The sequence below is a fragment of the Citrobacter sp. S46_ASV_140 genome (assembly GCF_018919545.1).
Classification (GTDB): Bacteria; Pseudomonadota; Gammaproteobacteria; order Enterobacterales; family Enterobacteriaceae; genus Citrobacter; species Citrobacter braakii.
On the sequence record NZ_JAHLRC010000175.1, the window covers coordinates 1 to 5,744 of the forward strand.

The following is a 5,744-nucleotide window of genomic DNA, read 5'->3' on the forward strand; positions in this document are numbered from 1 at the left end:
GTTATTCACGCTGAGTAGCATTAAACAGGCAACTCGAGCACTTTTGGGCAAAGACCCGAAAGTAGGCAGTATTGAAGACAACACAGCTATTGCCACACAATATTGGCAAGCTATTTACAAAGTTATGCCTGATTGGCAGCTTGCTGCACGAAAAGAAGTTTCCCCCGCTCAGCTACGACAAGACTATGTGCATGCACACGGTATTGGCTTGCAAGCACTGGGACTTTTGGGGCGCTCACTTATCATTCAAGAGCCAGAACAATGGCAACAAAAAATATTGAAACTTAAATCCTTCGACTGGCGTAAAAGCAATCCTGAAATGGTTAAACGTGCAATGCAGCATGGAAAACTGAGTAAGACGGGCACAGCTATTCAGCTCACATGCAATGCACTTAAACTCGCGTTATCTATTCCCCTCACTCCTGAAGAGCAGGAGCTTGAAGCTCAAATGGTTGTCTCATGAGTAAATTAACTCAGGCCTACGATCTGGCCGACTATGAAGAATTCATCAATCAAGAACAGTTTGCGGGGCATCCGCTGGCTGAATATGTCGCAGAAGTTCAAAGAGTATACTGCGCAGATAAACGTCCATGGGTCATTGGCTATAGCGGTGGTAAAGACTCCTCAGCAGTGATCACTCTGGTTTACCTGGCTTTGCTGGGTCTTCCGCCAGAAATGCGTACTAAAGATATTTTTGTAGTGTCATCAGATACGTTGGTAGAAACCCCCGTTGTTGTCGATTTAATCAAAAAGACTATGCGGTTAATTGAGGCGGGTGCAAAACGTGATGGACTCCCAATCACCCAACACGCCGTTATGCCAAAAACTCATGAAACCTTTTGGGTGAACTTACTGGGTAAAGGCTACCCCGCACCAACACGTAGCTTCCGCTGGTGTACAGAACGCATGAAGATCAATCCGGTCAGTGACTTTATCAAGGATAAGGTCAGCCAGTTTGACGAGGTCATTGTTGTTCTGGGTTCACGCAGCAGTGAAAGCGCATCTCGTGCCCAAGTTATTGCAAAGCATAAAATTGACGGTTCGCGTCTTGCCCGACACACCACACTGCCCAATGCGTTTATCTACACACCTATAGACACATGGGATGTAGAAGATGTGTGGAAACTTCTGCGTGGCGCATTCCGTTATGCACCGGAGGATATCGATGAGTGGGAAAATCCCTGGGGTGGGAATAACCGTCCACTCTGGACGCTTTACATGGATTCTTCAGCACAAGGTGAGTGCCCATTAGTTATCGATGACAGCACGCCTTCCTGCGGCAACTCCCGCTTTGGCTGCTGGACCTGTACGGTCGTGACTAAAGATAAAGCGATGGAAAGCCTTATTAAGAATGGTGAGGAATGGATGTCCCCACTGCTGAAGTATCGAGATTTGCTAGCTTTCACAACAGATCCGGCAAATAAAGACACTTTCCGTAACTATAAACGCCGTACAGGCAAAGTGAGTTACCAATATGCAAAAGACGGCGAAGAAATCAGTGCCGAACGTAAGCACGTCCCTGGTCCTTACTGGTTAAAATACAGACAAAAATGGTTAAAGGAATTACTGGAAATTGAGCGTGATATGAATGCTCAAGGTCATAAAATTACGCTGATTACACAACCAGAGCTACATGCAATCCGTCAGGAATGGTTGAAAGATCCCAACGAACCGGATTGGTATGACTCATTACCAGGTATTTACCGCGAGGTGTACCAAAAAGATCTGGATTGGGTCATTGACGATCAATCACGCTTTGATGCGAGTGATGCAGATTTGCTTGTACAGATTGCCCAAGGATTTGACGTTGAACCAGAGATGGTTATGAAGTTGATCGAACTGGAAGTCTCGATGGAAGGCTTGAGCAGACGTCAGGGGGTGTTTGATAAGCTTGGCACAATCCTCAAACAAGACTGGGGAAGTCTAGAAGAAATTAAACAGCAACAAGAAACATTGCAGAAACGCAACGAGCGAGATATTCATCAAGAGGAAGTCGCAAAGCTGGAAGCGGAGCTTCAGGTTTTACAGCGCAGAATTATAGATGCGAGTGAATCATACTTGCTGACCAGTAAGGAAAACGAACATGCTAATTAAACAACTGGTGCTGCGTAACTTTCGTGTTTTCAATGGAACACATATCATCGATTTAGCGCCTAGAAAACGCCCTAATGATGACAACCCACGTCCTATCGTACTATTCGGTGGGTTAAATGGCGCGGGTAAAACATCCATTCTCTCAGCCATTCGTTTGGCACTATATGGTCGGCTGGCATTCGGCTTATCAACACAAAACCAAGATTATATTAATGAGCTCAGTTCATTAATTCATAATGGAACAATTACCAGTGAGCAACCAAATGAGGCTGCAATAGAGCTGACCTTTACTTATAACAAAGGTGGTCAGGAAGCCGAGTTCACGGTGGCCCGAACCTGGAAAAAAGGAAAGAAAGACCAACTGTCACTTTTACAAGATGGAGTGCCTTTAGAGGAACTGGATTATGATCAATGCCAGGGTTTTCTCAATGAACTCATCCCTCATGGTATTGCTGATTTATTCTTCTTTGATGGCGAAAAAATTGCCGAACTTGCAGAGGACGAGTCAGGTAATATTTTGAAAACCGCAGTTCGCCGCCTGTTAGGGCTAGATTTAATTGCCAAGTTACGCAATGACTTAATGATTTTTATCAAGCGTCAGCAATCGAGCCAACTTGCAGCTACACAGCAGCAACAGCTTTCTGCACTGGAAAAGCAAATAAAAGATTACGCATTCCAGACTGAAAAACTGCTTGAGAAGGCGGATTTTTCAAAGATGCGAATAGATCTGTTGTCTAAAGAGATTATTCGCTATGAAGGCCTACTTAATGCTCAGGGTGGAGCGTTTGCTCAAACCAAAGCTCAGGAAAAGCAAAAAGTCGAAACGCTGTTGAAAGAAAAAGACCGTCTTGAAAAAGCGTTACGTCATGAATGTGATGGTTCATTACCATATGCTTTAGCGCCAAAAACGTTAACACGTTTACTTGAGCAGATCTCAACAGAAACAAAAATCAAGCAAGCAAGGAACTTTGAAAGTGAGCTTGGTCAATTTCTAACCCAGCTTAAAAACGATATAGCATTCCGTTCCAGTACTTCCGGGAAAATAGCAGCTGAAGCAATTGAGGATAATTTAAAAGATTATATTGCAACCAAACCAAAGGGTGAACTGCTGTTCGATATATCTGAACGTGAAGCAGGTATGCTTCAGCAAGCTATCGAGCAAGAAAGCAAAAAGGCCTGGCAGCGTTTTGATCTTTATCGTAATCAATTAGTTGAAATTGAGGAACAGCTGGAACAGGCTGCAGCCAATATTGCTCGAGCACCAGAGGATGACCAGCTTCTTGATATATTTGATAAAATCCGTGAGCTTGATAAACAACGTGAAGTGAAGAAGCAAGAATATCGCGCATTACTTGAAGACGCGAAAAGGACCAAACAACAGCAGTTAGAGTGCGTGCGTCAAGTGCAAAAAGCACATGATACTGCTCGTAATCAGCACAGTTTTAATAGCGCATTTAATAATGCCCAAGAAACGATTAACTTGCTCGATCGCTACAGTGAAGTTTTAACTCAAGCACGAGTAAAAACACTATCAACGAATTTCGAAGTAGCTTATCGAAAACTGGCTCGTAAAGAAGATTTGCAGCTCAATGCGCACATTAATCCAGAAACATTTGATGTTGAACTCATTGATGAAAAAGGTAATGTAATAAATCGTAAGCTGCTTTCAGCAGGCGAAAAGCAAATTTATGCTATTGCAATTCTTGAAGCATTAGCTAAAACCTCTGGCCGTGATTTACCGGTGATTATTGACACACCATTAGGACGATTAGATTCACAGCACAGAGATAAGTTAATTAATCACTATTTCCCATTTGCCAGCCACCAAGTTGTACTACTGTCAACTGATACTGAAGTAGACGAACGCTACTTTGTTGACCAATTGCGCGATGATATCTCTCATGCTTATGAGATTGTGTTTAATGCGCATACCAAGTCATCAGCGTTGAAGCCAGGATATTTCTGGCAACTAACTAAGGAGGCAATTTAATGCTCCCGAATCGAATGCAGCTTACTCGCCAGACTGAAGAACAGCTCAAAAGGCTAAAAGGATTTACAGGAGTTACTCCAAACGTAGCCGCTCGTATTGCATTTTTCCGTTCTGTAGAAAGTGAGTTTCGTTTTTTACCAGAGAAAGATAACAGGAAGTTAGACGGCCAGCTTGTGCTTGATAAAATAACCTGGCTTGGTGAAACGATGCACACTACAGAACTTGTGCTGAAGATGCTTTATCCACAGTTAGATCAGAAAGAAATGGTCAGAGCCTGGGCTGCACATGTTGAAGATGGGATTGCGGGCTTAAGGAACTATAGAAATCTAAAAGATCTTGTAGCTGTTTTATAAAAATGCTTAATAGCCCTCTATAAGGGCTATTAATTCACTATATATTGTTAATTGCAAGACAATGGCCATATAAATGGTGCTTGTCTTGCAATATCATTGCCTCTTTGCTCAATAATTTCAACATTCCAATAGTTTCCATTTCTAGATAGCTCAAATATATTTTTTGTTTCAGGAAATATAGAATCTTCATAATGGTTACATTTATCTGAAAAAACCTTATTTTTTATACTTTGGTTAATTTGCTTATGAAGCAATGTTAAGTTTCCAATATTATACACATAATCTTTTGCAAATGTTCCCTTAGGTAAAATAAAGTGTTCATCCTTCTCCCATAGAATAGTAGATTGCGGAAGTACATGTTCTAAATGAACTTCATTATAATTAGGTATGCTTTGCATTTTATTATCATATAAGTAACACTTTGAGAGTATATATTTTGCGATTTGATTATCTTGTGCTTTGAATTGTCTCATTGCAACAATAAAAGGATCATCACCTATTTTATCATGCTGGCTGAAAAATGGCTGTATCGCTTCTTCATTACTATCTCCAGCAATCAGTCGGCGAATCACTTCGTCAAATACTTTCTTTGCTCCGCCAACTGAATAATCACAAATAGTGATCCATCTAAAGAGAAAGGATAAACTCAGTCTTGCCATTACATCCATAAAATCTGATCTGAAACGATATGTATACATTAGTAATGGCAAGCATGTTGTATATTTTAGCGTGTTTATTTCGCCACAATATGAAAGGTATTTTTCCTTTCCAGAGTAATTTACACATGTTGGAAAAAATAATTCAGAAGAGGCATAACTAGAAAAATCAGCAGCTGTTTCTTTGAGATCTTTTGAAAAAGAAACTATATCCTCCGATAAATCAATGTGTGCTCCAATATGCTTATAAAGTTCTTTCTTCGTGATATTAGAGCCTTGGATTGCCTCCCAATAAACCCGCAAAAAGTCAACAGGGGAAAGCCTGCTAGATTCAATTGATGAAATCATAGACTCCCAATTATTCAGTAGAAGCTCGCTTTGCTCCTCATTCCCATTGGCTTTCATTAATATTTTATTCTTTAAAAGATCAGCAACACTGAGATCCATACCTTTTGAGTTTAATGACTCAAATAACAGAAAAGCATCATAATCAGTTTCAACCTCAATTGTTATAAATTTTAATTTCTTAACAACGTGTACTAATGTAGTATAAATATCTTTGAGAGCATTCTCACCAGTAAACTCATCAATAATTTTTTTGATGAACGTTTTTTTAGTCTTCAGAAGACGATTATCATTCTTATTGATCTT

The 5,744-nt window shown here is 40.6% G+C and carries 5 protein-coding genes; 4 read left to right on the forward strand and 1 reads right to left on the reverse strand.

Going from position 1 to position 5,744, the window contains the following annotated elements; genetic code table 11:
• The 4 genes from KQJ19_RS22025 to dndE form a co-directional block, all read left to right on the forward strand.
• The coding region (locus KQJ19_RS22025; protein WP_216404148.1) for a DNA sulfur modification protein DndB at positions 1–463 on the forward strand (463 nt) is incomplete at its 5' end.
• Positions 460–2,094, forward strand: a complete 1,635-nt coding sequence (gene dndC / locus KQJ19_RS22030) for a DNA phosphorothioation system sulfurtransferase DndC (protein WP_216404149.1) — start codon at positions 460–462, stop codon at positions 2,092–2,094. The genes KQJ19_RS22025 and dndC, both read left to right, overlap by 4 nt.
• A complete protein-coding gene (dndD, locus tag KQJ19_RS22035; protein ID WP_210591013.1) occupies positions 2,084–4,084 on the forward strand; it encodes a DNA sulfur modification protein DndD in 2,001 nt (666 codons plus the stop codon). Before dndC ends, dndD begins: the two co-directional genes overlap by 11 nt.
• Complete coding sequence (gene dndE / locus KQJ19_RS22040; protein WP_210591016.1) at positions 4,084–4,437, forward strand: DNA sulfur modification protein DndE; 354 nt, start codon at positions 4,084–4,086, stop codon at positions 4,435–4,437. Before dndD ends, dndE begins: the two co-directional genes overlap by 1 nt.
• Before the next feature lie 47 nt (positions 4,438–4,484).
• Here dndE and KQJ19_RS22045 read toward each other — a convergent pair.
• Positions 4,485–5,744, reverse strand: a 1,260-nt coding sequence (locus KQJ19_RS22045) for a DUF262 domain-containing protein (protein WP_216404150.1), incomplete at its 5' end; no start/stop codon positions are given.